General features: G+C 53.2%; 25 protein-coding genes, 3 tRNA genes and 1 pseudogene. 26 read left to right on the top strand and 3 right to left on the bottom strand.

Annotation, left to right across the window (positions count from 1 at the left end; all coding sequences use genetic code 11):
• Positions 1-5: 5 nt before the first annotated feature.
• Positions 6-1,435: pseudogene (gene sbcB / locus CAP31_RS03205) on the bottom strand (exodeoxyribonuclease I).
• A gap of 121 nt (positions 1,436-1,556) precedes the next feature.
• Between sbcB and CAP31_RS03210 the strand changes: the two are divergent.
• The 5 genes from CAP31_RS03210 to CAP31_RS03230 all read left to right on the top strand — a co-directional run bounded on the left by CAP31_RS03210 (position 1,557) and on the right by CAP31_RS03230 (position 5,473).
• On the top strand, positions 1,557-2,291 hold the full coding sequence (locus tag CAP31_RS03210) for an rRNA pseudouridine synthase (RefSeq protein ID WP_087448236.1): 735 nt from the start codon (positions 1,557-1,559) through the stop codon (positions 2,289-2,291).
• A gap of 27 nt (positions 2,292-2,318) precedes the next feature.
• Positions 2,319-3,164 carry a 23S rRNA (adenine(2030)-N(6))-methyltransferase RlmJ gene (locus tag CAP31_RS03215; RefSeq protein WP_087446216.1) on the top strand — a complete coding sequence of 282 codons (846 nt, stop codon included), beginning with the start codon at positions 2,319-2,321 and terminating at the stop codon, positions 3,162-3,164.
• A 179-nt stretch (positions 3,165-3,343) separates the two neighbouring features.
• Complete coding sequence (locus CAP31_RS03220; protein WP_087446217.1) at positions 3,344-3,835, top strand: RNA polymerase sigma factor; 492 nt, start codon at positions 3,344-3,346, stop codon at positions 3,833-3,835.
• Positions 3,835-4,383: a hypothetical protein gene (locus tag CAP31_RS03225; RefSeq protein ID WP_087446218.1), complete on the top strand. Its 549-nt coding sequence runs from the start codon at positions 3,835-3,837 to the stop codon at positions 4,381-4,383. Before CAP31_RS03220 ends, CAP31_RS03225 begins: the two co-directional genes overlap by 1 nt.
• 31 nt (positions 4,384-4,414) lie before the next feature.
• Entirely contained in the window at positions 4,415-5,473 is a 1,059-nt protein-coding gene (locus CAP31_RS03230; protein WP_223247346.1) for a cytochrome-c peroxidase, read from the top strand.
• 85 nt (positions 5,474-5,558) lie between these two features.
• Here CAP31_RS03230 and CAP31_RS03235 read toward each other — a convergent pair whose 3' ends face one another.
• A complete protein-coding gene (locus tag CAP31_RS03235; RefSeq protein WP_087446220.1) occupies positions 5,559-6,515 on the bottom strand; it encodes a chemotaxis protein in 957 nt (318 codons plus the stop codon).
• 289 nt (positions 6,516-6,804) lie between these two features.
• On the opposite strand from CAP31_RS03235, the gene CAP31_RS03240 reads away from it, so the two are divergent.
• From CAP31_RS03240 to CAP31_RS14740, 7 genes are all read left to right on the top strand, one after another.
• A tRNA-Thr gene (locus CAP31_RS03240) sits at positions 6,805-6,879 on the top strand.
• A 208-nt stretch (positions 6,880-7,087) separates the two neighbouring features.
• Complete coding sequence (locus CAP31_RS03245) at positions 7,088-8,365, top strand: tyrosine-type recombinase/integrase (protein ID WP_087446221.1); 1,278 nt, start codon at positions 7,088-7,090, stop codon at positions 8,363-8,365.
• A 690-nt stretch (positions 8,366-9,055) separates the two neighbouring features.
• Entirely contained in the window at positions 9,056-9,268 is a 213-nt protein-coding gene (locus tag CAP31_RS03255; RefSeq protein WP_087446223.1) for an AlpA family transcriptional regulator, read from the top strand.
• A 2-nt stretch (positions 9,269-9,270) separates the two neighbouring features.
• Positions 9,271-9,588, top strand: coding sequence for a helix-turn-helix domain-containing protein (locus CAP31_RS03260; protein ID WP_087446224.1), 318 nt, complete (start codon positions 9,271-9,273; stop codon positions 9,586-9,588).
• Positions 9,585-10,061 (top strand): hypothetical protein, encoded by a 477-nt coding sequence (locus CAP31_RS03265; RefSeq protein WP_087446225.1) that lies wholly within the window; start codon positions 9,585-9,587, stop codon positions 10,059-10,061. Before CAP31_RS03260 ends, CAP31_RS03265 begins: the two co-directional genes overlap by 4 nt.
• Positions 10,058-10,297 (top strand): hypothetical protein, encoded by a 240-nt coding sequence (locus CAP31_RS14735; protein WP_157662636.1) that lies wholly within the window; start codon positions 10,058-10,060, stop codon positions 10,295-10,297. The genes CAP31_RS03265 and CAP31_RS14735 overlap by 4 nt, the downstream gene beginning before the upstream one ends.
• A gap of 222 nt (positions 10,298-10,519) precedes the next feature.
• Positions 10,520-10,804 carry a hypothetical protein gene (locus CAP31_RS14740; protein WP_157662637.1) on the top strand — a complete coding sequence of 95 codons (285 nt, stop codon included), beginning with the start codon at positions 10,520-10,522 and terminating at the stop codon, positions 10,802-10,804.
• 535 nt (positions 10,805-11,339) lie between these two features.
• On the opposite strand, the gene CAP31_RS03270 is transcribed toward CAP31_RS14740, so the two are convergent.
• Entirely contained in the window at positions 11,340-13,295 is a 1,956-nt protein-coding gene (locus CAP31_RS03270; RefSeq protein ID WP_087446226.1) for an acyltransferase family protein, read from the bottom strand.
• A 278-nt stretch (positions 13,296-13,573) separates the two neighbouring features.
• On the opposite strand from CAP31_RS03270, the gene CAP31_RS03275 reads away from it, so the two are divergent.
• The 14 genes from CAP31_RS03275 to CAP31_RS03340 all read left to right on the top strand — a co-directional run bounded on the left by CAP31_RS03275 (position 13,574) and on the right by CAP31_RS03340 (position 23,550).
• Positions 13,574-13,798: a hypothetical protein gene (locus CAP31_RS03275; RefSeq protein WP_087446227.1), complete on the top strand. Its 225-nt coding sequence runs from the start codon at positions 13,574-13,576 to the stop codon at positions 13,796-13,798.
• 11 nt (positions 13,799-13,809) lie between these two features.
• The gene (locus CAP31_RS03280; RefSeq protein WP_223247347.1) at positions 13,810-14,187 is read left to right on the top strand and encodes a YchJ family protein; all 378 of its coding nucleotides are present in this window, start codon (positions 13,810-13,812) and stop codon (positions 14,185-14,187) included.
• A 63-nt stretch (positions 14,188-14,250) separates the two neighbouring features.
• Positions 14,251-14,784, top strand: coding sequence for an inorganic diphosphatase (gene ppa / locus CAP31_RS03285; RefSeq protein WP_087446229.1), 534 nt, complete (start codon positions 14,251-14,253; stop codon positions 14,782-14,784).
• A 54-nt stretch (positions 14,785-14,838) separates the two neighbouring features.
• On the top strand, positions 14,839-15,750 hold the full coding sequence (locus CAP31_RS03290; RefSeq protein WP_223247348.1) for a formylglycine-generating enzyme family protein: 912 nt from the start codon (positions 14,839-14,841) through the stop codon (positions 15,748-15,750).
• A gap of 55 nt (positions 15,751-15,805) precedes the next feature.
• Positions 15,806-15,882: transfer RNA gene (locus tag CAP31_RS03295), tRNA-Val, on the top strand.
• 173 nt (positions 15,883-16,055) lie between these two features.
• Complete coding sequence (gene thrS, locus CAP31_RS03300; RefSeq protein ID WP_087446230.1) at positions 16,056-17,975, top strand: threonine--tRNA ligase; 1,920 nt, start codon at positions 16,056-16,058, stop codon at positions 17,973-17,975.
• 44 nt (positions 17,976-18,019) lie between these two features.
• Positions 18,020-18,538: a translation initiation factor IF-3 gene (gene infC, locus CAP31_RS03305; RefSeq protein WP_087446231.1), complete on the top strand. Its 519-nt coding sequence runs from the start codon at positions 18,020-18,022 to the stop codon at positions 18,536-18,538.
• 129 nt (positions 18,539-18,667) lie between these two features.
• A complete protein-coding gene (rpmI, locus tag CAP31_RS03310) occupies positions 18,668-18,865 on the top strand; it encodes a 50S ribosomal protein L35 (protein ID WP_087446232.1) in 198 nt (65 codons plus the stop codon).
• 12 nt (positions 18,866-18,877) lie between these two features.
• Positions 18,878-19,237, top strand: a complete 360-nt coding sequence (gene rplT / locus CAP31_RS03315; RefSeq protein ID WP_087446233.1) for a 50S ribosomal protein L20 — start codon at positions 18,878-18,880, stop codon at positions 19,235-19,237.
• Between the two features lie 171 nt (positions 19,238-19,408).
• Complete coding sequence (pheS, locus tag CAP31_RS03320; protein ID WP_087448238.1) at positions 19,409-20,392, top strand: phenylalanine--tRNA ligase subunit alpha; 984 nt, start codon at positions 19,409-19,411, stop codon at positions 20,390-20,392.
• Positions 20,393-20,403: 11 nt separating this feature from the next.
• Positions 20,404-22,761 (top strand): phenylalanine--tRNA ligase subunit beta, encoded by a 2,358-nt coding sequence (pheT, locus tag CAP31_RS03325; protein WP_087446234.1) that lies wholly within the window; start codon positions 20,404-20,406, stop codon positions 22,759-22,761.
• 7 nt (positions 22,762-22,768) lie between these two features.
• Positions 22,769-23,074, top strand: coding sequence for an integration host factor subunit alpha (locus CAP31_RS03330; protein ID WP_087446235.1), 306 nt, complete (start codon positions 22,769-22,771; stop codon positions 23,072-23,074).
• Positions 23,052-23,426 carry a MerR family transcriptional regulator gene (locus tag CAP31_RS03335; protein WP_087446236.1) on the top strand — a complete coding sequence of 125 codons (375 nt, stop codon included), beginning with the start codon at positions 23,052-23,054 and terminating at the stop codon, positions 23,424-23,426. The genes CAP31_RS03330 and CAP31_RS03335 overlap by 23 nt, the downstream gene beginning before the upstream one ends.
• 47 nt (positions 23,427-23,473) lie before the next feature.
• A tRNA-Pro gene (locus CAP31_RS03340) sits at positions 23,474-23,550 on the top strand.
• Positions 23,551-23,568 lie beyond the last annotated feature (18 nt).

Consider the following 23,568-nt stretch of genomic DNA (forward strand, 5'->3'; position numbering starts at 1 on the left):
AATCATTAGTCCTGATGTTCCGGGGCGATGCTTTCGGCGTAATCGTACAATGCCGCGAGTATTTCCTCATCTTTGTCGTCAGCCGTCTCTGCCAGTTCATCGATGGCGTTGAACAGCTGTTCCAGCGTACGCGCATTGCCTGCACCGTCGAACAGGCGGGCGGCACAATGGCCGCGCCAGCGCCGAGCATCCGCTGCGGACAATAATTCAGGGAAGTTACGGGCGCGGTAGCGGAACAGCAGCTCTTCCAGCCGCGGATCGTCGAAGTTCGGGCGCGCCTGCATCAGGCTGTCCGGCGGCAGGCCGCGCAGGCGGGTCAGCGTGCGGCGGTCGTTATTGCCGATAAAGCCGTTGTACAGATCTTCGTCAACGTCCTGCGCGCCATTAGCGGGACGCTGGAATACGTCCGCCCAGATCGCGCTCATGTCCGATGCGAATCCCAGTTGCTGCGCGTATTGCAATGCTTGCGCCATGTCGATCCCCATTTTTCAGCCATTTCGGCGCTTAGCGTCTTCAGCTGGCTGATGACGATGGGGGATTTGTTGAGGTGGATGGTCTTGATCGGCAGGCGGCTGACGCCTTCCGCGAGTTCTTCGGTCTTGCTGAACATGCGAGTGCGGATGGTGGCGGCGTCCAGTGTGAATAATTCGGCGGGATCGAACGCCAGATCCCAGACGATGACTTCGTTCTTGTTGGTCGGGTGCTGCGCCAGCGGCCAGGCCAGCATCACGCAGCCGCGTTCGACCGGGATCATGCCGGAAATGTGCAGGAACGGGCGCGGTGCGTGCAGGCTGATCTGCTCGGCGACAGCATCCTTCTTGTGCAGCTTCAGGCAGAAATCGAACAGGCGCGGCTGCTGCTGGCGGATCAGGCGCGCCAGCGCGATGGTGGCGCGCACATCGGACAGCGCGTCGTGCGCGGCTTCGTGGCTGATGTGGTTGGCGGCGGTGAGGTGTTCGAGGCGGAAGCTGATGCGGCCGTCGCCGTTGGTCGGCCAGTTGATGCCTTCCGGGCGCAATGCGTAGGCGGCGCGCACTACGTCGAGCAGGTCCCAGCGCCCGCAGCCGTTCTGCCATTCGCGGGCATAGGGGTCGATCAGGTTGCGCCACAGCAGGAAGCGGGTGACTTCGTCATCGAAGCGGATGGTGTTGTAGCCGACGCCTATGGTCTCGGGCTGGCTGAATGCCTGCTCGATCCGGCTGGCGAATTCGTGTTCGGGGACGCCGCGTTCCAGGCACAGTTGCGGCGTGATGCCGGTAATCAGGCAGGATTGCGGGTCGGGCAGGTAATCCGGCGCAGGCCGGCAATACAGCATGATCGGTTCGCCGATTTCATTCAGTTCGGCGTCGGTGCGGATCGCGGCGAACTGCGCAGGACGGTCGCTGCGGGTATTGATGCCAAAGGTTTCGTAGTCGTGCCAGAGAAAAGTGTGCATGGGGCAAATATCATGATGAATTGAACGGGATTATTGCGGGTTTGGCCGGGATTGGCAAATTGGCTATGTGGGTACAGCCCCATGCGGTTACAATAAACGCCCCGCTTTCAATACTGCCATCATGTCCGAATCCATACGCCTCGCCAAACGTGTTGCCGAAATGCTGCCCTGCTCGCGCCGCGAAGCCGAGCTCTATATTGAAGGCGGCTGGGTCAAGGTGGACGGTCAAGTGGTCGAGGTCGTCGGCTATCGCGTGCAGCCGCAGCAGCAGGTTGAATTATTGTCCGATGCTGCTCTGGATACGGCCGAGCCGGTGACCATCCTGCTGCACAAGCCGATCGGGGTCGATGCCAGCGTGGATGGCGCCGAAGCCAACCCCTTGCTGCAGTTCATCACCCCGGACAATCGCGCCGCCGACGACAAATCGGAGCTGACATCCCTGCAGCGCCACCTGCGCGATTTGCGCATGCTCATGCCACTGGTCATCAGCGCCAGCGGCCTGCTGGTGTTCAGCCAGGATTGGCGTGTGGTGCGCAAGCTGGTCGAAGACGCCGACAAGGTCGAGCAGGAGTATGTGGTCGAAGTGACGGGCGAGCTGGCGCCCAACGGCCTGGCGCTGCTCAACCATGGCCTGACCTGGAACGGCAAGCCGCTGCCGCCGATCAAGGTGAGCTGGCAGAACGAAACCCGGCTGCGCTTTGCGCTCAAGGGCGTACAGCCCGGGCAGATCAAGGGCATGTGCGAGAAGGTCGGGCTGACGGTGCAGTCCATCAAGCGCATCCGCATCGGGCGCGTGCCCATGGCCGGCTTGCAGCCGGGAAAATGGCGCTATCTGCTGGACAGCGAGCAGTTTTGATTAACAATTCTAGAGCCTAATTAGATTATGCTGAGCTATCGTCACGCCTTTCACGCCGGTAATCATGCCGACGTATTGAAACATTTTGTCGAGCTGCAATTGCTGCAGTACCTCAACCAGAAGGACAAGCCTTACTGGATGATCGATACCCATGCCGGGGCTGGCCTGTATGCGCTGGATCAGGGTTATGCGGTGAAAAATGCCGAATACCTGAGCGGTATCGCGCGTCTGATGCAACGCGAGGATCTGCCGGCGGCGCTGGCGGAATATGTGGAACTGGTGCGTGGATTGAATCCCGACGGCGAGTTCAGGATTTATCCCGGTTCGCCGTGGGTGGCGATGCAGGTGCTGCGTCCGCAGGATCAGCTGCGCTTGTTTGAGCTGCACCCGACCGATAGCAAGTTGCTGCACGAGAATTTTGCCAGTGCCGGGCGCCGTGTCAAGATCGAAGCTGCCGACGGTTTTGCGGGGCTCAAGGCATTGTTGCCGCCCGCACCGCGTCGTGCGCTGGTGCTGATCGACCCGCCTTACGAAGAAAAGCAGGATTACCAGCGCGTGCCGGCTGCGTTGAAAGATGCGCTGAAGCGCTTTGAAACCGGCACCTACGCGGTATGGTATCCGTTGCTGCAACGTCACGAGTCGCAGCATTTCGCCGAGAGCCTCAAGCGGCTGCAGGCAAAAAGCTGGCTGAATGTCAGTCTGACGGTGAATACGCCATCTGCGGATGGCTTCGGCATGCACGGCAGCGGCATGTTCGTGCTCAATCCGCCGTGGACGCTGAAAGCCACGCTGCAAACGGTAATGCCTTATCTGACCAAGGTGCTGGGGCAGGATGCGGGCGTATCATTTACGCTGGAGTCGCAGGAAGCCTGATTAGATTTTCTTTCATCGCCCGCTCCCGCCTTGCGGCAGGTGCGGTCAAAAGCCGGGGAGCCTGACTGCCGGCTGTTTCTTCGCCGACTGTGAGGCGCATCTCAAAATATTTCACGCATCGTGGAATAATGCTGCTTCAAACCCTCTCTTTAGTTCCATGTACATGAAAACAACGACCGATGTTTACCGGGGATAGAGCACGCTTTTCCGAATGGGTCAGGCTGCATCAGTCGTTCCTGTACCGTGCCGCCTGGGCGTTATCGGGTGAGCGCAGTGCAGCGCAGGATCTGGTGCAGGAGACTTTCGCGCTGGCCTGGCGGGCGCGCAGGCAGCTGCGTGACGGGGTGGCGGTGCAGGCGTGGCTGTATCAGATCCTGCGCCGGGAGGCGATGCGGGTCTGGCGCGAGCGTCAGCCATGGGATGCGTGGGACGATGCGCATTGCGAGGGCGTTGCGGGCGGTTTCAATCAGGTGGATTTGCGTATCGATTTGCTGAATGCCTTGCAGGCACTCAACCCGTTGCACAGGGAGATACTGGTGCCGTTTTATCTGGCGGATATGAATTATGAGCAACTGGCGCTGGCACTGGATATTCCGCTTGGCACTGTCATGAGCCGACTGAGCCGCGCACGGCGCGCATTGCGGCAGTTGCTGGAAGAAGAGGGATCGTAATGAGTAATCGATATGAAGATGACGACGCTTTCGATGCGGCCATGCGGCGTACCCTGAACAATTTGCCGACGCCCGAAGGCGAGCTTGCGCATCTGCCGCGGCGCGCGTTCCTGCGCACGGGTGCGGCTGCTGCGGGGCTGGCAGCGCTTGGTGTGGCAGGCTGGATGGGCGTCGCCTATGAGACGACGCCGGCGCTGGTGCGTCTGGCTTTTGCGCATGCGGATGAGGAATCCGGGCTGCGTGGCGTGCTGGTGCCGGATATGGCGACGGTGCAGCTTGCGCTCGGTAAGTCCTTGCCCGGCGTATTGCAGCTTTGCAAGGATTGCGCCGTGGACGGCTATGCCGCATGGCATTTGAATAGCTATCTGGACAATCTGGGGTACGTGCATGTGTTTGCATTCCGCGGGGCTGTGCCGGCGCTGACCGGCCGGGGGCACTGGCTGCGCGGTTATTGGCACGCTCTGGCAGGCGAGCAGGGTGCGCCGTTATTGGTGCTGTCGCACCAGTTGGCGGCGGTGGATGCGGTGGTCCGGCAATTGCGGGCCTGAAGATGTTTTTTGATCGAGAGGAGACATGGCAATGAATAGAAATAAATCCCGAATACTGTTTGGTATCGTGGGTCTGCTGGCGGGTGCATTGGGTGCGGATATGAGTATCGCCGCCGGCACCAGCCCGGAATTGCAACAGGCTCAGGCACTGTTCAAGCCCTTGCCCGCTAATATGGGCACGGCGGAATTCCCGGTCACGCCGGAACGGGTGGCATTGGGGCGAGCGCTGTTTTTCGATCCGCGTCCTTCGCTCGACGGCACGGTGAGTTGCGCACGTTGCCACCAGCCAGCGTTGTACGGCACCGATGCGCTTCCGTTGCCTATCGGTGTGAAAGATCGTGCCAATCCGCGCAATTCGCCAACGGTGCTGAATGCCGCGCAGGAATTTGCAGCGCACTGGCGCGGTGACCGCATCAATGTGGAAGATCAGGCAACCAAGGCGCTGATCGGGCCGCCAAGCTTCGGTCAGCCGGATTTTGCGACCGCGATGGCGAAGATCGAAGCGATTCAAGGCTATCCGGCCATGTTCAAGCAGGCTTTCCCCAACGACAAGAATCCGGTCACGGCAGAAAACTGGGGCAAGGCGATCGGCGCTTATGAACGCACGCTGGTGACTCCTGCGCCGTTCGATGCTTATCTGAAAGGCAACATCAAGGCGCTATCGCCTGCTGCGCTTTCGGGTCTGCAGAAATTCATCTCTACCGGCTGTGCTTCGTGCCATAACGGCGTGGGTGTGGGTGGCGGCATGTATCAGAAATTCGGTCTGGTCGAGGATTACTGGAAGGAGACCGGCAGCAAGAAGATCGATACCGGCAGATTCGATGTGACCAAGAACCCGGCGGACATGTATGTGTTCAAGGTGCCCAGCCTGCGCAACGTGGCGATGACAGCGCCTTATTTCCATGACGGTTCGGTCGCCACATTGCCGGAAGCTGTGCGCGTCATGGGTCAGGTGCAGCTCGGCAAGAAGCTCGACAGCAAGGATATCGAAGAAATCGTGGCTTTTTTGAACAGTCTGACCGGGACCTTGCCGAAGAATTTCTCGACTGTGCCGACTTTGCCGCCGGGTGCGTTTCAGGCTGCGAAATAATCGCTGAGACACCTGCATCATTCGGTTCGTTTGAGCTGAATGATGCAGGTGTTGTGTTTGAAAAGCGGGCCGGTGATGGCGGCTTTTATTGTGCCAGTACCTTGCGCAGCGTGGCTGCCAGCTCCTCGGCGACGAATTTGGCGACGTAGGCATCCGCGCCTACGCTCTTGACGTGGTCCTCGTTGGCGGACCCGGTGAGCGATGAATGGATGACCACCGGAATGGCTTTGAAGCGTGTGTCCTGCTTGATATTGCGGGTGAGCGTGAAACCGTCCATCTCCGGCATTTCCAGATCAGTCAGTACCAGGGCGATCTTGTCGTGTATGGTTTTGCCTTCGGCCTCCGCTGCGCTGGCAAGTGACTGCAACTGATCCCAGGCTTCCCTGCCGGTCTTGGTCATGATGTAAGGCGCGCCCATCGCGTCGAGCCCCTGTTCGATCAAGGCGCGTGCCACGACGGAATCATCGGCAGCGAGAATGACCGTGCCGGGTTTCAGGGTGATTTGCGGGCCCAGGGTGTCGGGATTCACTTCAGCTTCGTCTGACGGCATCATGTTGCGCAATATGCTCTCGACATCCAGCACTTGCACCAGACGGGTGTGGTCGGTGTCGCCGTCCAGCCGGGCAATGCTGGTGACCATGCCGCCCGCTGCACTGGATTCGGCGGAGAGTACCTGGCCCCAGTCCAGCCGGGCGATGTCTTCTACCGATTCCACCGCAAAGGCTTGTGTGCTGCGCGCGAATTCCGTCACCAGTATGATATTCAGACCGGTTTTAGGTGTGCATCCCGCGATGGCGGGCAAGTCGATTACGGAGATGATCTGCCCGCGCAGGTTGACGACGCCCAGCATATTCGGCGGGGCACCTGCAACGCTAGTGATTTCAGGCATCGCGACGATTTCACGGATCTTGAATACATTGATGCCGAACAACTCGGCGCGATCGCTATTGGCGCTGGTGCCCAGGGTGAACAGCAGCAATTCGAATTTGTTGGAGCCGGTCAGATTGGTGCGTTCGTCGATTTCCTGCTGTACGGATTTCATAATTTGATGCCTCGTTTATTCTGGGATAAGTTTGCGATTCAGGCAAAACCATATCCTTGTTCATTTGTTTGCGTTGCCTGGGTAACGGCGTTGGGCATAATGTTGCCGATCTGGAAAAACGCTGCCGGATAATCGCTATTACGGACTCAAACATCGTTGCAGATTTTTTATAAAAGTACAAATTTTTATACTGAGTCAGTGTGCTCGATGAAAACCTCCGGCAAAACCGGAGAGGAGTCGGTTGAGAGTTGATGGCGATTAAGACGTAGGCTATAATGTCTGGCTGTCAGCCCGGTTAGTTCTAGTGGTAAAACAAGGCACTCGTAACGCTTAGTCGTCAGTTCGATTCTGACACCGGGCACCATTGACACGTCTTAAATATTCTTAAGCATTCCTGAAAGGCCCGTAAAACCCAATAAATACAAGGTTTACGGGCTTTTTTTATTCCTAAGCGTTCCTAGTCGCTCTCATAGAATCTTGTTGTATGTGTTGGTTCTTTTGTTGGTTCTTGCTATATTTGTGCTTAATTCACTTAAAAAGAACCAACAAAATTCACGAAAGGCAGGCAAGTTATGGCTTTGACCGAACTTCAAATAAAGAACGTGAAACCAACGGACAGTCAACAAAAGCTATCTGATAGCGGCGGTTTGTATCTGTTGATTAAGCCGGAGCGTGACAATCCAAGCGATGAAAAGAAAAAGCTGGGCGGCGGCAAGGAATGGAAACTGGCCTATCGTTTCGAGGGCAAACAGAAAACGCTGGCACTTGGCACTTATCCAATCGTTACCTTATCCCAAGCCCGCATCAAACGCGACGAAGCCAAGGCGCTGTTAGCCGCTGGCACTGACCCCAGCGAGATCGTCACCAAGAAAGCGAAAAAGTCGGTCGTGGTTGAGGCGCAGATAATCGAAGTGACCAAAACAGAATTGTTGTTTGAATTTGTGGCGATTGAATGGTTTACAAAGTTTTCAGTTGGTAATACCCCTAAGCATGGCAGCAAAATAATGGGCTGGCTCAAAAAGGATGTTTTCCCGTGGATTGGTAAACGTCCAATGAATGAAATAACCCCTTTGGAGTTGCTGGCTGTAATACGGCGTATGGAATCGCGCGGCGTTATTAGTACGGCGCATGACGTTCTAGCATTGTGCGGGCGCATATTTCGCTATGGTGTGGCTACGGGTAAGGCTGAACGTGACCCGGCGGCTGACTTGCGCGGCGCATTAACGCCCATCCAAAGCACGCATTTCGCCTCCATCACTGAACCTAAAGACATAGGCGAGCTACTACGCAAAATTGAAACATACAGAGGCAGCCATGTTACTAGGTGCGCGTTAGCATTAGCCCCGTTGGTATTTGTGCGCCCGGGTGAGCTACGCCATGCTGAATGGTGTGAGATTGATTTTGATGCGGCGCTTTGGACAATCCCGGCGGAAAAGATGAAAGCACGGCGCGAGCATATAGTGCCTTTGGCTACCCAAGCGATTGCGATATTCCGAGAAATGCAGCCACTGACGGGCATGGGTAAGTATGTTTTCGCGGGGGCGCATAATGCAAATAGACCCATGAGCGATGGCGCGATAAATAAGGCTTTGCAGTCGCTGGGCTATGATACACAGAAAGTGCAGACAGGGCACGGTTTTAGATCAATGGCGAGTACGTTATTAAATGAGCAGGGATATAACTTTGATGCGATAGAGGTGCAATTAGCGCATAAGGAAACCAACAAAGTCAGAGCGGCTTATAACAAGGCGCAGTATCTACCAGAGCGAAAAAAGATGATGCAATCGTGGGCTGATTATTTGATTGGGTTGAAAAATGGGGCGGATGTTATAACGATTAAGCGGGCGTAGATGTTATTTAGATAATGAGGCAGGCGATATGCACGTTGAAAAGAAAAAACCTATGACGGCAGCAGAGCGGCAACGTTCCAGTAGGGCTAAACGTAAGCTGGAACTCTTCGAATCTTGCCACCCATTGCAATTGTCCATGTTGCTATCAGCGGAAGCCACTCGAGCGCTAGAGTTGCTCGGGTATGAAATGCGCATGACACAAAAGGGAATTATAGAAGATTTGTTGATTCGCGCAGTGAAAAACAGAAAGTGACATGTCACGTATGTGTTAATGACAACATTAACTATTGATTATATTGATTAAAAAAATATATTTTATTTATTGCAACGGAGTTTGATAATTATTTGAATATAATTATCACAACTGAGGAACGCAGCATATAGTTACGGCATAGCAGGGAAGACGCTATATGTTGATTGTGATTTGGTTATTGGTTCAGGGGTCTTGTTTATGGCGTAAACAAGACCCCTGATTTTTGGAGCAGATACACAATTGCTTGGTCGCATTGTTTTGTGGTTTTACCCACGGGTTGAATCTTATATCTTTAAGATAGAATATGGCAAGTAAATTTATTAACACATTGTTAATTTTTTATTCACAAAATTGCCCCGTAAATAGCGCAATTCACCGCGCTAGGTAAAGCCGCGTATTTGTTCCTGATGTATTAATTTAATCAGGAGTTTCACAACATGGCTTTGCAAATTCAAGATTCACCTAAACAATTAATCCGCCGTAACAAGGTGGAAGAAATAACCTCGTTAAGCCGTTCGCGTATCTATGCGCTGATGGCTGATGATGACTTCCCAAAGCCGGTACGCCTTGGCAGCATGTCAGTTGCTTGGGTACTCGCAGACGTAGAGGAATGGATTAACGCCCGTATTGCTCAAAGCAGGGTGGCGTAACCATGACATACAACGCGAAGCCCAGAAACGACGAAGCCCTGCGGGAACAGGGCGACGAAGGAAAACAAAACAAACTCAATCCGCATGATACCAGCGCAGAGAATCAATGTGCAATAGCTTATGCTGCCTTGCTTACAGGACGTCAATCAACTGCTGACCTACGCCATACGCATGGAATCATGCACCCAGGTGGACGTATCAACGACTTGCGAAACGCTGGCCACAAGATCGACACCGTGCGGGTATCAATCCAAACACCTGACGGCATTACTCACCGCAAAGTAGCAATGTATGTGCTACAGCCTAGGGGTGATGCATGAGCAGAGCCACCAAAAAGAAATTTACGGAAAACACTCAAGGATCGTACAGCGCAATCCCTCATGCGCTGCTTGATAGTGTTGCTTATCAGGGTTGCAGTTTTTCAGCAAAGGCGTTGCTGTTTGAGATCGCCCGGCAGCATAACAGAGCTAAGGCTAACAACGGACACCTGCACTGTGTTTACACTTGGCTAAGCAAGCGCGGATGGCAAAGCAAGGCAACCTCTGCCAAAGCGTTAGCCGAGTTGATAGACCGTAAGCTAATCATCAAAACCAGACAAGGTGGCTTTAATGCTGGCTCATGCAAATATGCACTAAGCTGGCTTGAGATCACCAATTTTATCGGGCTGGATATAACCCGAGCAACCTACCATTACGGCGCATATTTGCTGATGGATGCGTTACCAAAAATTAAAGGGGTAGGTTCAGTTTCTGGGGGAGTGAAGCCTTCCACAAGTACAGATTCTGGGGAGTGAAAAAAGCCGCTTACCCAGAAACTGTACTTGTAGAGGGTGTTTTAGATGGTTGGACTCCCCCAGAAACTGAACACTATGAATATCACCATATACATGCACCTGAAATTAATGCACCGAATGTGGCGCCAACACCGCGTGACCCCCTCGAATTTGCATATTGGGCAGCACAAAACAGCAAATTTACCAGCGCACCATTTATCAAGTCAGCAACGATTGGAGGTATAACTTGGCACTAACGACAATTCTGCATTAGACGCGTCATAGGCGAATAACTAACGCGGCTTGGGTGAATGTATGCCTGAGCCGTTTTAATTTATTATCGGGCGCTATGGCAAGGATTGGCAAACGTTTCAATGTGAACACTTAAACTCAATCATGGCGCGGCTTAGGCTGGCATTGTGAACAAATAACGCAGCACTTTTGAAAACAACGAACTTTTATTATTGGGGTTTAATATCATGGCGAGAGACTGGACACCCGAAGCAAGGGCAAAACAGGCAGAACTAATACGCGGCTGGATGCCTTGGAAATCATCCTCAGGCGCACGCACACCACAAGGTAAGGCAATATCAGCACAGAACCGCGCTAAGTCACTGGAACGTGCTAAACAGCGCATTGCTGATGCCAGGAAAGCATTGCGCGATGCAGAAGCCGAACATACCCGACTAACTGGACGTGATACCGTTTCACCATTCGCACAGTTAGCCGCTGAAATGAATAGGCTGATTAAAATTCGCCGGTGACTAGAACAAGGTGCGAGATTGCACTTTGATTCGGAACGTTTCGCACGCGTGAGGGAGCATTGGATTGAGCAATACACGCGCGCGCGTGAATCTCAGAACGTTCCGCGCGCGAGGGAGCATTGACAAGTCAGCTCATAAATAAGTTACAAAATCAGAGCGTTTCGCGCGCATGCGAGAGCATTACCAAAAGGGAAGTTTTCTGTGATTATTGAAATCACCCCATGAAAGAGCTTTAACGATTATCGAAACAACCCCATAAGTGGGTATTTACGCATTATTGAAATAAACCCCATAAGCGGCTATTTCTATGATTAGCATTTTTGCGAATTCACCCCATGAAAGATGGTAAATTGACGTACTGATTTATTTTTATTCTAGCAGGCGCATTGTGTTGGTTCTTTTTCTAAATACAGAATGAAAGTGTAGTAAAAATACGGGTTGTGGAGCCAGTACGATGCAGACACCGGCACCATTGACACGTCCTGATCATCTCAGGCAAATCTAAACGCCAATATGCCTTTTATGCGCGGCCTGGCTATTTTAGGTAGCCGTCTTGCTTCATTTTGTTTAACAGTATATTGGATGCATAAATACTTATGTGGTTAGTATCAATGTAGAGCCATTTATTGTTCAGACGAGCCAGGCAAATGTCTGAATCACAGAATGTATCCTCCGTATAAAATATTTGCAGAGGCGGATATTTTTCCTTTAATGTGCTTAAATCTTCTTTGTAAGTCCGTTGCTGGATATCGTTTTCTTTTCTGCTGCTATCGCAGTTGTTCGGCGTGACAAAAGGAACGCGTTGAATGCATTGCAGCGGATCGAAGTGCAGCTTGGGGACGTCCTCGACCAAAACCACGTTTTTTCCGAGTGACAGCATTTGCTGGATAAAGAAACCATTGCCAATGATAAACGCTGAATTGGGACTGAGGTTGGCGCCATTGAGTCTGTACGTATTATAGGTATGGTTCGAGTAGTTATATAAATTGGCCATAATCACCGTTTTGATCGATTTGTATTTTTTGGCGATGGACAGGGCTTGCTGAGATACCTCGGTGCAATTGTTTGCAAGCGGAAGCCTGAATGTGGGGGTGTAGCTCAGGTTCGGATACAGAGGGCATGCATGGGCTGCGACCAACATTGAATTCGCAGGAAATTGTTTCGCAAAGATGGCGGAATATAACGCCATCACGTGGCTATCTCCGACAAACAATAGCTGGGGATTTTCTGAGTTTGATAAACAAACTTCTTCTTTTACCGGTTTCTCGTGGTTGAATTTTTCACAACTACCGTCTGATTCCCTGGATTCCTTGAATAATTCCAATGTGGCAGGAATGCCTGATTGTTTATTGATGGGCCGCTCCGGATAGCCTTGATGCATGTACACCATGGCACCTAGCAGGCCGGTAGCCAATAGCAGGAGAAAAAGGATGAGCGCGGTAACAGAAGCGTTTTTCGCGGTACGAATTTTCTTTTCAATAAACCAGTAAGTCAGCCAGGCAAGCACTATCGCGATGATAATGGCGCCAAGCTTTTCATATCTTAAGGCTTCGGCATCGACGATTCTCAAATAAGACAGCAGTGGCCAATGCCACAGGTAAAGCGGATAGCTGATCAGGCCAATCCAGACCATTGGTTTGGTGGATAACAGTTTTTGATTCAGCCAGGCGGCAGGCCCCGCTGAAATGATAAAGAATGCGCCCAGTGTTGGCAGCAGTGCCCACCAGCCCGGAAAATCCCGTCCCTTATTCAGGACGAGCAACCCGGACAGGATAAGCGTAAAGCCAAGCGCTGACTGGGCATTCCTGAATTTATCGATGAGCTGGGGTCGATGTAGATTGGCATAAGCCAGCATCCCGCCTGTCATCAATTCCCAGAATCGGGAAACAGGAAGGTAGAACGCTGCGGTAGGATGGCGCTGCATCAAGTAAATGTTCGCTGCAAAAGAAACAACAGCGATCAGCAGCGTAAGCTTGAGGAAGCTCCATTGGCGTTTCCAGACAAAGGCCAGGAGCAGTGGCCAGAAGATATAGAACTGTTCTTCAATCGCAAGGCTCCATAGATGAAGCAGCGGTTTGGTTTCCGAGGTGTTGTCGAAATATCCGTTTTCTCGCCAGAGAACGAGATTCTCGACAAACCCGACGCCTCCCAGAGTGTGCTTGCCCAACTGGTCAAATTCAATTGCAACAAGAAGAAACCACCCTGCAACCAGACTCGAAAGCAATACCAGTATTAATGCCGGCGCGATCCGCTTGATTCGTCGAATGTAAAATTCAACCAGACTAAAACGATCGCGTTCCAGGCTGGAAAAAATGATGGTTGAAATCAGGAAGCCGGAAATGACAAAGAATATATCTACGCCGATGAATCCGCCGGGCATGATATCCGGGAATGCATGGAATGAAATGACTGAAAGGATAGCTACGGCGCGCAGACCGTCAATGTCGGGGCGGTATTTGGGGTGGGCGAGGTGAGGGTGTTTATGATGCATCGGAATTCGCTATCGCCTTCTTCGGTAAAAGCTTGCGGATAGGGAATGATGCGCAGCGCGATATTTATCGTCCAGGATTCCGTCCCCCCTTGATCGTAAACAGGATTTGTCATGTGAGACAAAGACTGTTTATCTTGTAGGTATTATGCCATGACATTTCGTTTCTGGTCAGGATTTCTGGTTGGATTATGGAAAAGTCTGCCAAGGTCATACCCGACCGGTATTGGTCGGGTATGGTAGGATATCGGATGTGTTTAGGCATTCAACCCTGATGAGGAATGATGATGCGTATTCTGATGATGTTGGCATGGCTGCTGGTATTGGCGGGCTGTGATGCGCATAAGGTGCCGCCGACTCTGCCTAAAGTGGAAGCGTCGCAACCGGCGCAGGACAGGATGTTCGACAGTCAGCGCCATGCGCTGGAACAGGCCGGACAGCTGGATGACAAGATGCAGCGTGATGCGGCGGCACAACGGCAGGCGATAGATCGGCAGGCTCAGTAATGAGGCATGACATGCCGGCTTGTCCGTGTGGCTCGGGTTTGGCGTTGGTAGCATGTTGCGGGCGCTATCTGGCGGGCGAATCGGCGCCAGCTGCAGAAGTCTTGATGCGGTCGCGGTATACGGCGTTCGTCATGCAGGACGAGGCTTATTTATTGGCGACATGGCATCCTTCCACACGCCCCCCACATCTGGGTCTGGCCCAGGAGACGCCGCGCCCGCAATGGCTGGGATTAAAGATTCTGGGCCATCAGTCGCAGGACGCGACGCATGCGACAGTGGAGTTCGTCGCCCGGCAAAAGATCGCCGGACGCGCTTACCGCCTGCATGAGGTGAGCCGCTTCGTGCTGGAATCAGGGCGCTGGTTTTATGTGGACGGTGATGCCGGTTAACGGTCGGAAACAAGCGTGCTTGGGGTATAATTTTATTTTTGATAGTCAGTAGAGGCGATATAAATGAGTTTGAATCAGGTTCCGGCAGGCAAGGATTTACCGAATGATTTTAATGTGGTGATCGAGATTCCGATGAACGGGGCACCCATCAAGTACGAGGTGGATAAGGATAGCGGCGCGATTTTTGTAGACCGTTTCATGTCGACTGCGATGCATTACCCTTGCAACTACGGCTATATTCCGCAAACCTTGTCGGAAGACGGCGATCCGGTCGATGTGCTGGTAATCACGCCATTCCCGCTCATGCCGGGTGTGGTCGTGCGCTGCCGTACCCTGGGCATGCTGAAAATGAGCGATGAAGCCGGCTTTGACGCAAAGCTGGTAGCGGTGCCGGTAGAAAAGCTGAGTGGTTTGTATAAATCGGTAAAATCCGTACATGACCTGCCCACATTGACGCTGGCGCAAATCGCTCATTTTTTCGAACATTACAAAGATTTGGAACCGGGAAAGTGGGTAAAGGTCGAAGACTGGACCGGGGTAGAAGAAGCCAAGGCAGAAATCATGGCAGGTGTGACACGTTACAACACGCCAGCCTGATCGGTGGGTTAAACAACAAAAAAAGACACCGGTATGAGGTGTCTTTTTTGTTTCATGCGAGGTGAACAAATGGATGCGGTAGTGCAGGCGAGAGGTGGCGATACGCCGGAAATGTTTGTGCATGACATGGATGCCACGAGTCTTCGGGCTGCGCAGCAGATGGCCGCGCAGCAGGCCGGTTTATCCGTGTATTTCAGCGATACGATGCATGCGAGCGGAACGAGAGCGCCGGAGATGGCGGTGATCCCGTCAGGATGGTTTGAAATAGGCTCGCCGGAACATGAGCCGGGGCATGACGATAGTGAATCACCGCAACGCTATGTACAGGTTAGCCGGGCGTTTGCGATAGGGCGTTTTACCGTTACCGCGGAGCAGTGGGAGCAATTCGCTGCGGCAACCGGATTCCGTCCCGGGCGGGAGTTGATCTGGCCAAAGGGGCGTGAACCGATCGTCAATGTGCGCACGCCGGATATAGAGCGTTATATCGCCTGGCTCAATGCTGAAACGGGGAAGTTATATCGTTTGCCTACTGAGGCGGAGTGGGAGTATGCGGCACGTGCCGGTACTCATACCGCTTTTCATTTCGGTGATATGACCAGCTGCAAGGAAGTGTTGTTCAAACCGATTTTTCCGATGCCGACCAGGAAAAAGAAATGGTCGTTCATGCCGCAATGCGCTCAGTTGATGTGGGCTATGGAAGTGGGAACCAAGCCTGCCAATTTGTGGGGTTTGCATGATGTGCACGGTAATGTATGGGAAGTGACGGCGACGCCGTGGCAGCCTAATCACCTGAAGACCCCGAGTGACGCGCATCAGGTCGAGTCTCGCGGCAAAAACCAGCGTATCGTGGTCAAGGGCGGCTCATGGTTTGACCCCGCAGTTGCGGCGCGCAGTGCAGCGCGCTGGTCGCGTTTGCGCGATGAGCTGGATGTGAATATGGGATTCAGGCTGGTGCGTGAGATCTAAGCGCTGTAATTTGCATTGAAAGTAAGCTGCAACTCGTTTATAATGCCGCTTCTTTAGGCGCGTAGCTCAGCTGGTTAGAGCACCACCTTGACATGGTGGGGGTCGTTGGTTCGAGTCCAATCGCGCCTACCAACGGATAACTTTGATATTTTGGCTGGATAGAAAGGTAGCGTTATGACACCGCGAACTTGTTTTTATGCTAAGTCCAATAAGGTCGCGTCTATCCCTTGAGTAGGTTTTGATAATTTGTATTGTCTGAAAAAGCGCGGCTAGTCCGCGCTTTTTTATTTTCTATCGGAGAAATCATGCTTCATATCACTTTGCCAGATGGTTCGGTTCGTGAATTCGCCCAGCCGGCTACGGTTGCCGAAGTGGCTGCGTCTATTGGTGCCGGACTGGCAAAGGCAGCACTGGCCGGCCGGGTCGATGGCCATCTGGTCGATACCAGCCATCTGATTACGGCCGATGCGCAACTGGCGATCGTGACCGACAAGGATGCGGACGGCCTGGAAGTGATCCGGCATTCGACAGCGCATTTACTGGCATTTGCCGTGAAATCCCTGTACCCGGATGCGCAAGTGACCATAGGCCCGGTGATTGAAGACGGGTTTTATTACGATTTCTCGTACAAACGTCCCTTTACGCCGGAAGACTTGCTGGCGATCGAGAAAAAAATGGCGGAGCTGGCCAAGCGCGATCTCGCGGTCATCCGTCAGGTCGTGCCGCGCGATGAAGCGGTCGCCTATTTCAAAGGTCTGGGCGAGTATTACAAGGCCGAGCTGATCGAGGCGATCCCGGCTGGTGAAGATGTGTCGCTGTATGCCGAAGGCGAATTTACCGATCTGTGCCGCGGGCCGCATGTGCCTTCGACCGGCAAACTCAAGCATTTCAAGCTGATGAAGCTGGCCGGTGCCTACTGGCGCGGTGATCATCGCAATGAAATGCTGCAGCGCATTTATGGTACTGCATGGGCCAAAAAGGAAGAGCTGGAGGCTTACCTGCATCGCCTGGAAGAGGCCGAGAAGCGCGACCATCGCAAACTGGCCAAGCAGCTCGACTTGTTCCATATGCAGGACGAAGCGCCGGGCATGGTGTTCTGGCATCCCAACGGCTGGGTGATCTGGCAGCAGATCGAGCAATATATGCGCGAGCAGTTTCGTGATTATGGCTATCAGGAAATTCGCACGCCGACGGTGATGGACCGCAATATGTGGGAGAAATCCGGCCACTGGGACAATTACCGCGACAATATGTTCACCACGGCCTCAGAGAATCGTGAGTATGCGGTCAAGCCGATGAATTGCCCCGGCCATGTGCAGGTGTTTAACCATGGTCTGCATAGTTATCGTGATTTGCCGATGCGTCTGGCCGAGTTTGGTTCTTGTCACCGCAATGAGCCGTCTGGTTCGCTGCATGGCTTGATGCGGGTGCGTGGTTTTACTCAGGATGATGCGCATATTTTCTGTACCGAAGCGCAAATCGAATCAGAAGTGGCCGATTTTATCGTGATGCTGCAAAAGGTATACGCGGATTTCGGTTTTGACGAGATGCTGGTCAAGCTGTCCACGCGTCCGGTAAAGCGTGTCGGTTCCGATGAAACCTGGGACAAGGCGGAAGCGGCACTGGCTGCCGCATTGACGCAAAACCGCCTGGATTTTGATTTGCAGCCGGGCGAAGGCGCGTTCTATGGCCCGAAGATCGAGTTTACGCTGAAAGACAGCCTCGGGCGCTTATGGCAGTGCGGTACTATTCAGCTTGATTTCAATCTGCCGGTGCGGCTGGATGCCAAGTATGTAGATGAAGACAATACCCGCAAGCCACCGGTCATGCTGCATCGGGCGATCCTGGGTTCGATGGAGCGTTTCATCGGCATTCTGATCGAGCATCATGCCGGCGTGTTCCCGTTATGGCTGGCGCCTGTGCATATAGTCGTATTGAACATTACCGATAATCAGGCCGAATACGCGCAAAAAATTCATGCTGATTTACGTGCTGCAGGAATTTATGCGACGTTGGACTTGAGAAATGAGAAAATAACCTATAAAATTCGGGAACATAGTTTACAAAAGCTGCCTTATCAGCTCATTGTCGGCGATAAGGAAATGGCCGCAGGTATGGTTACGGTGCGTGCGCGGAACGGCGCAGACCTCGGCCAAATGTCTGTGGATGCGCTTATCGCCAAGTTGAAGTCTGAAATCGCACAGCGCAAACCAAGCGAGGGGTGAGTTTACTCACTCCTCTTGTATTTTGATTTTCAGGAGTTGCGACTATCGCTCAGGATAAAGAAACGCGAATCAACGGCGAAATTACCGGATCAGAGATTCGTTTGATAGGGGTTGACGGCGAGCCGTTAGGTATTTTTACGGCGGCACAAGCGTTAAAGATGGCTGAAGAAGCCGAAGTCGATCTGGTCGAGATCGCACCGCAGGCCAAGCCGCCGGTGTGCCGCTTGATGGATTACGGCAAATTCAAGTACCAGCAGAGCAAACGCCAGCACGAAGCCAAGCTCAAGCAGAAACAGATTCAGGTCAAGGAAATCAAGTTCCGCCCGGGAACGGATGAAGGCGATTACCAGATCAAGCTGCGTAATTTGATCAAGTTTCTGGAAGAAGGCGATAAAGCCAAGGTCACTCTGCGTTTCCGTGGCCGTGAAATGGCGCACCAGGAGATCGGTTTGGCGCAATTGAAGCGCGTGGAAGCCGATTTGGCCGAACATGCCGTTGTCGAGCAGTTCCCGAAAATGGAAGGCCGGCAAATGGTGATGATGTTGGCGCCAAAACGCAAGTAAGCAGAATTTGCAGTGCAGTCGGCTGCAAACGCGCCTGATGCAGCAAGTCAGGTGTTATGAGGTGATGTCCGGGTTCCTAAATGTTTCAAAGTGAGACTGCCCGGCGTCTGCCATTTAGGAGTGAATGTAATGCCAAAGATGAAAACCAAGTCGGGTGCGGCAAAACGCTTCAAAGCGTTGGCCAACGGCGGTGTCAAGCGCGGTCAAGCGTTTAAACGTCATATCCTTACCAAGAAAACCACCAAAAACAAGCGTCAATTGCGTGGCACGCTGATGGTTGATGCAACCAACATGCGTTCTGTGCGCGCCATGTTGCCCTACGCATAAAGGAGAATTTAAATGCCAAGAGTAAAACGTGGTGTCACCGCGCGTGCGCGTCATAAGAAGATTATCGATCAAGCCAAAGGCTATCGTGGTCGTCGCAAGAACGTTTACCGTATCGCCAAACAGGCGGTGATGAAAGCGGGGCAATATGCCTACCGCGATCGTCGTCAGCGTAAGCGTCAATTCCGTTCATTGTGGATTGCGCGTATCAATGCAGCGGCACGTCAGTGCGGCATGCGTTACAGCGTATTCATGAATGGCCTGAAAAAAGCTGAAATCGTGCTGGACCGCAAGGTGCTGGCTGATTTGGCGGTATTTGACAAACCTGCATTTGCGTTATTGGCTGAACAGGCTAAAGCAAAGCTGGTCAGTTAAATCAGCGGGAAGCGAAAAAGGAGGCCGCTGGCCTCCTTTTTTGTTTGCTTGGCATAAGTCAGGAGTGACTTATCTTAAGTGAGGTTTTTAATTTGCCCGTGGCTGTGGGCCGGTTGGCTTGAAAGCCTTGTTAAGATAAATCAGTATTTGGTCTTCAGGGCTATTATGGATATGGAAAATTTAGAGCATATTGTTGCTAGTGCAAAGGCTGAATTTGCTGCTGTGACGCAAGCCGCCGAGCTGGAGCAGATCAAGGCGCGTTATCTGGGCAAAACCGGCTTGATGAACGAGCAAATGAAGCAATTGGGTAAGCTGCCTGCTGAGCAGCGCCCGGCGGTCGGCAGTTTGATCAATCAGGCTAAAGAGCAGATTCAGGCTGCGCTGGAAGCGCGCCGGGCCGACATCAGAGAGGCCGAGCTGGCCTTGAAACTGGCGGCCGAGACGCTGGATGTGACACTGCCCGGGCGTGGCGTGGTGATGGGCGGCTTGCATCCGGTCACGCGGGCGCTGGCGCGTATTGAGGCGATATTCCGTTCTATCGGATTTGAAGTGGCGCAGGGGCCGGAAATCGAGACCGATTTTTATAATTTTACCGCGCTGAATATCCCTGAAAATCACCCTGCCCGTGCGATGCACGATACGTTTTACATAGACGAGCAGCATGTGCTGCGCACCCATACTTCCCCGGTGCAAGTGCATTACATGCAGGATAATGCTCCGCCGCTTAAAATCATTGCGCCCGGCCGTGTGTACCGGGTCGATTCGGATGCCACGCATTCGCCCATGTTCCATCAGGTGGAAGGTTTGTGGGTGGATGAAGATGTGAGCTTTGCCAATTTGAAGGGCGTGGTGCAGGATTTCCTGCAGCGCTTCTTTGAACGTGATGATTTGAAAGTGCGTTTTCGGCCATCGTTCTTCCCCTTTACCGAACCTTCTGCTGAAATGGATATGAGCTGGGGCGATGGCTGGCTGGAAATCGGCGGCTGTGGCATGGTGCACCCAAACGTGCTGGGCCATGTCGACATCGATAGCGAAAAATATCTGGGTTTTGCTTTCGGTCTTGGCGTCGAGCGTCTGGCCATGTTGCGTTACGGAGTGGATGATTTGCGCTTGTTCTTCGCCAACGATTTGCGGTTTTTGAAGCAGTTTAACTAGTTTGGGTAATCATGAAATTTTCTGAATTGTGGTTGCGTAGTTATGTGAATCCGCCTCTGGATAGCGCGGCTTTGTCGCATTTGCTGACAATGGCAGGCCTTGAAGTCGAGGCAATGGAGCCGGTTGCGGCTGATTTTAGCGGCATTGTGGTCGGTCACGTGTTGTCGGTAGCGCCGCATCCCGATGCCGACCGCTTGCGCGTATGCGAGGTCGACGCGGGCACCGGCACCCCTTTGCAAATCGTATGCGGCGCCGCCAATGTTGGTGCGGGCGTGCGTGTGCCGTGCGCGGTGGTGGGCGCAAAGCTGCCGGGATTCGAAATTAAAAAGGCCAAACTGCGCGGTGTAGAATCGCTGGGCATGCTGTGTTCGGCGCGCGAGCTGGGAATGGCTGAAGAGGCCGACGGCTTGCTGTTGCTGCCGCCTGATGCGCCGGTAGGGCAGGATATCCGTGAATATCTGCGGTTGAACGATCATGTCTTTACCTTGAAACTCACCCCTAACCGTAGTGATTGCCTGAGTCTGATGGGGATAGCGCGCGAAGTGGCCGCGCTGACCGGCAGCGAAATGATGGTGCCTGAAGTAACCGCGATTTCAGTTACGACGCAGGCGGTGCCCGAAATCCGGGTGGCGGCTACCGAGGCTTGTCCGCGTTATTGCGGCCAGGTGTTAAGTAATTTGGATCCGAAGGCGGTGACGCCGGAATGGATGATAGAACGCCTGGCGCGGAGCGGTGTACGCAGTCTGGGCGCAATCGTGGATATTACCAATTACGTCATGCTGGAAACCGGACAACCGCTGCATGCATTTGATCTGGCCAAACTGTCCGGCGCGATAGAAGTGCGGATGGCAAATGCCGGCGAGTCGCTGGTCCTGCTTAACGAGCAGCCGGTCAAGCTGGATAGCGATATGCTGGTGATCGGCGATCAGGCCGGTGTGCAGGCGCTGGCCGGTATTATGGGTGGTGCAGCGAGCGCAGTGGGCGCGGACACTACCAGCATATTCCTCGAGTCGGCATTTTTTCATCCCGATTATATCGCTGGCCGTGCACGGCGTTTGGGTTTGACCACCGATGCTTCGCACCGTTTTGAGCGCGGCGTGGATTTTGCCGCAACGCAACATGCTTTATCGCGGGCAGTGCAGCTGATCATCGAAATTTGCGGTGGCAACGCGAGTGCTATGACCGAAGTGGTGCATAAGTTGCCCGAACGGCCGGCGATACGCCTGCGCCCGGCACGCGCCAGCAAGATATTGGGAATCGAGTTCAGTCCTGCAGAGGTAGCTAAATGGTTGCAGCGTTTAGAATTTGCATTTGTCGAGGATGGGGATGGGTTTCGAGTGACGCCGCCCAGTTACCGGTTTGATTTGACCATAGAAGCCGATCTGGTTGAAGAGCTGGCGCGTCTGTACGGATACGACAATATCCCTGCTATTGCGCCTGTGGCCGATTTGGTCATGCTGCCGAGTCCGGAACGACAGCGTCCGGTTGATCGCCTGCGCGATATTCTGGTTGCGCGTGATTATCAGGAAGTGATCACTTACAGCTTCGTCGATGCGGCATGGGAAGCGGCTTTTGCGCCGGGGCTGCAACCGGTTGCCCTGAAGAATCCCATAGCCAGCCAGATGAGCGTCATGCGCTCCACCTTGCTGGGCGGTTTGATCAACGTGTTGAAAACCAATCTCAATCGCCGTCAAACCCGTGTGCGCATTGTCGAGATCGGATGTTGTTTCTTGGCGGCAGATCATGGCTATGACCAGCCGCTGCGTATCGGCGGACTGGCATTCGGCGATGCGATGCCGGAGCAATGGGGCGTATCGGCTCGTGCGGTCGATTATTACGACGTCAAGGCGGATGTGGAGGCCTTGTGTTGGCCGCAAGTTCCGCAATTCGTAGCAGCTGCGCATCCTGCAATGCATCCGGGACAATGTGCTGCCGTGCAGATCGACGGAATTAATATCGGCTGGCTTGGCGCATTGCATCCGGCGTTGATGCAGCAATGGGATTTGGCGTCGGCACCGGTGCTGTTTGAGCTGTCGGTAGCGCCTTTGCTGCGGCAGAATTTGCCGGTGCATGGAGAGATTTCCCGATTTCCGCCGGTGCGTCGCGATCTGGCGGTGATCGTTCAGCAGGAAATGGCAGCGCAAACCTTACTTGATGCCATGCAATCTGCTAGAATAGCAGGTGTGGTCGAGATCGCGCTGTTTGACGTATATCGTGGCAAAGGTATTGATTCTGATAAAAAAAGTCTTGCTTTCCGCGTGCTGATGCAAGACAATCAAAAGACATTTACAGATAGTGAGGTCGATGCGGCAATGTCGCAGCTGACCGAGTTATTACAACAAAAATTTAACGCGCAATTGCGTTCCTGAGGTAGTGATGACCCTGACCAAAGCAGAATTGGCTGACTTATTATTTGAAGAAGTCGGTCTGAATAAACGAGAAGCCAAAGATATGGTGGAAGCGTTTTTTGACGAAATTCGCACCGCGCTGGAAGCGGGTGATATAGTGAAACTATCAGGATTTGGTAATTTTCAGTTGCGCGATAAGCCGCAGCGTCCTGGACGCAACCCTAAGACAGGGGAAGATATGCCCATTAGCGCACGTCGGGTGGTGACTTTTCATCCGAGCAATAAACTCAAGACGCTAGTCGAAGTGACGTATGGCGGATCACCAGCCAACTAGCGAGCTGCCGCCGATTCCGGCTAAGCGCTACTTCACCATAGGTGAAGTTGGCGAGTTATGTGCGGTCAAACCGCACGTATTGCGTTACTGGGAACAGGAATTTTCTCAGCTCAAGCCGGTAAAACGCCGTGGTAACCGCCGTTATTATCAGCATCATGAAGTATTGCTGATACGTCGCATACGGGAACTACTATACGAGCAAGGTTTCACGATCAGCGGCGCGCGTCATCGCCTGGAGGAGAGCGGTGGCGTTTCCATCATCGTAGAACAGGTCGAAGCCGCACCTGCGCCTGTCGATTATGCCGCTTTGCGTCAAGAGATCAGCGAAATTATCCAGGTGCTTAAAATATAGCTTTTGTGCTTTGGCTGGCGCAATGCTTCTGCTATAATTCCCGGCTTCGGGGCGTAGCGCAGCCTGGTAGCGTACATGCATGGGGTGCATGTGGTCGGAGGTTCAAATCCTCTCGCCCCGACCAAACAACTGCTCTGGTCTG

Source organism: Sulfuriferula sp. AH1 (assembly GCF_002162035.1).
Lineage (GTDB): Bacteria > Pseudomonadota > Gammaproteobacteria > Burkholderiales > Sulfuriferulaceae > Sulfuriferula.

What these genes read in the sequence shown, in the direction of transcription:
- CAP31_RS03210 (WP_087448236.1), top strand. Translation starts at nt 1,557, where the DNA reads ATGTCCGAATCCATACGCCTCGCCAAACGTGTTGCCGAAATGCTGCCC.
- CAP31_RS03215 (WP_087446216.1), top strand. Translation starts at nt 2,319, where the DNA reads ATGCTGAGCTATCGTCACGCCTTTCACGCCGGTAATCATGCCGACGTA.
- CAP31_RS03220 (WP_087446217.1), top strand. Translation starts at nt 3,344, where the DNA reads ATGTTTACCGGGGATAGAGCACGCTTTTCCGAATGGGTCAGGCTGCAT.
- CAP31_RS03225 (WP_087446218.1), top strand. Translation starts at nt 3,835, where the DNA reads ATGAGTAATCGATATGAAGATGACGACGCTTTCGATGCGGCCATGCGG.
- CAP31_RS03230 (WP_223247346.1), top strand. Translation starts at nt 4,415, where the DNA reads ATGAATAGAAATAAATCCCGAATACTGTTTGGTATCGTGGGTCTGCTG.
- CAP31_RS03235 (WP_087446220.1), bottom strand. Translation starts at nt 6,515, where the DNA reads ATGAAATCCGTACAGCAGGAAATCGACGAACGCACCAATCTGACCGGC.
- CAP31_RS03245 (WP_087446221.1), top strand. Translation starts at nt 7,088, where the DNA reads ATGGCTTTGACCGAACTTCAAATAAAGAACGTGAAACCAACGGACAGT.
- CAP31_RS03255 (WP_087446223.1), top strand. Translation starts at nt 9,056, where the DNA reads ATGGCTTTGCAAATTCAAGATTCACCTAAACAATTAATCCGCCGTAAC.
- CAP31_RS03260 (WP_087446224.1), top strand. Translation starts at nt 9,271, where the DNA reads ATGACATACAACGCGAAGCCCAGAAACGACGAAGCCCTGCGGGAACAG.
- CAP31_RS03265 (WP_087446225.1), top strand. Translation starts at nt 9,585, where the DNA reads ATGAGCAGAGCCACCAAAAAGAAATTTACGGAAAACACTCAAGGATCG.
- CAP31_RS14740 (WP_157662637.1), top strand. Translation starts at nt 10,520, where the DNA reads ATGGCGAGAGACTGGACACCCGAAGCAAGGGCAAAACAGGCAGAACTA.
- CAP31_RS03270 (WP_087446226.1), bottom strand. Translation starts at nt 13,295, where the DNA reads ATGCATCATAAACACCCTCACCTCGCCCACCCCAAATACCGCCCCGAC.
- CAP31_RS03275 (WP_087446227.1), top strand. Translation starts at nt 13,574, where the DNA reads ATGATGATGCGTATTCTGATGATGTTGGCATGGCTGCTGGTATTGGCG.
- CAP31_RS03280 (WP_223247347.1), top strand. Translation starts at nt 13,810, where the DNA reads ATGCCGGCTTGTCCGTGTGGCTCGGGTTTGGCGTTGGTAGCATGTTGC.
- ppa (WP_087446229.1), top strand. Translation starts at nt 14,251, where the DNA reads ATGAGTTTGAATCAGGTTCCGGCAGGCAAGGATTTACCGAATGATTTT.
- CAP31_RS03290 (WP_223247348.1), top strand. Translation starts at nt 14,839, where the DNA reads ATGCGAGGTGAACAAATGGATGCGGTAGTGCAGGCGAGAGGTGGCGAT.
- thrS (WP_087446230.1), top strand. Translation starts at nt 16,056, where the DNA reads ATGCTTCATATCACTTTGCCAGATGGTTCGGTTCGTGAATTCGCCCAG.
- rpmI (WP_087446232.1), top strand. Translation starts at nt 18,668, where the DNA reads ATGCCAAAGATGAAAACCAAGTCGGGTGCGGCAAAACGCTTCAAAGCG.
- rplT (WP_087446233.1), top strand. Translation starts at nt 18,878, where the DNA reads ATGCCAAGAGTAAAACGTGGTGTCACCGCGCGTGCGCGTCATAAGAAG.
- pheS (WP_087448238.1), top strand. Translation starts at nt 19,409, where the DNA reads ATGGAAAATTTAGAGCATATTGTTGCTAGTGCAAAGGCTGAATTTGCT.
- pheT (WP_087446234.1), top strand. Translation starts at nt 20,404, where the DNA reads ATGAAATTTTCTGAATTGTGGTTGCGTAGTTATGTGAATCCGCCTCTG.
- CAP31_RS03330 (WP_087446235.1), top strand. Translation starts at nt 22,769, where the DNA reads ATGACCCTGACCAAAGCAGAATTGGCTGACTTATTATTTGAAGAAGTC.
- CAP31_RS03335 (WP_087446236.1), top strand. Translation starts at nt 23,052, where the DNA reads ATGGCGGATCACCAGCCAACTAGCGAGCTGCCGCCGATTCCGGCTAAG.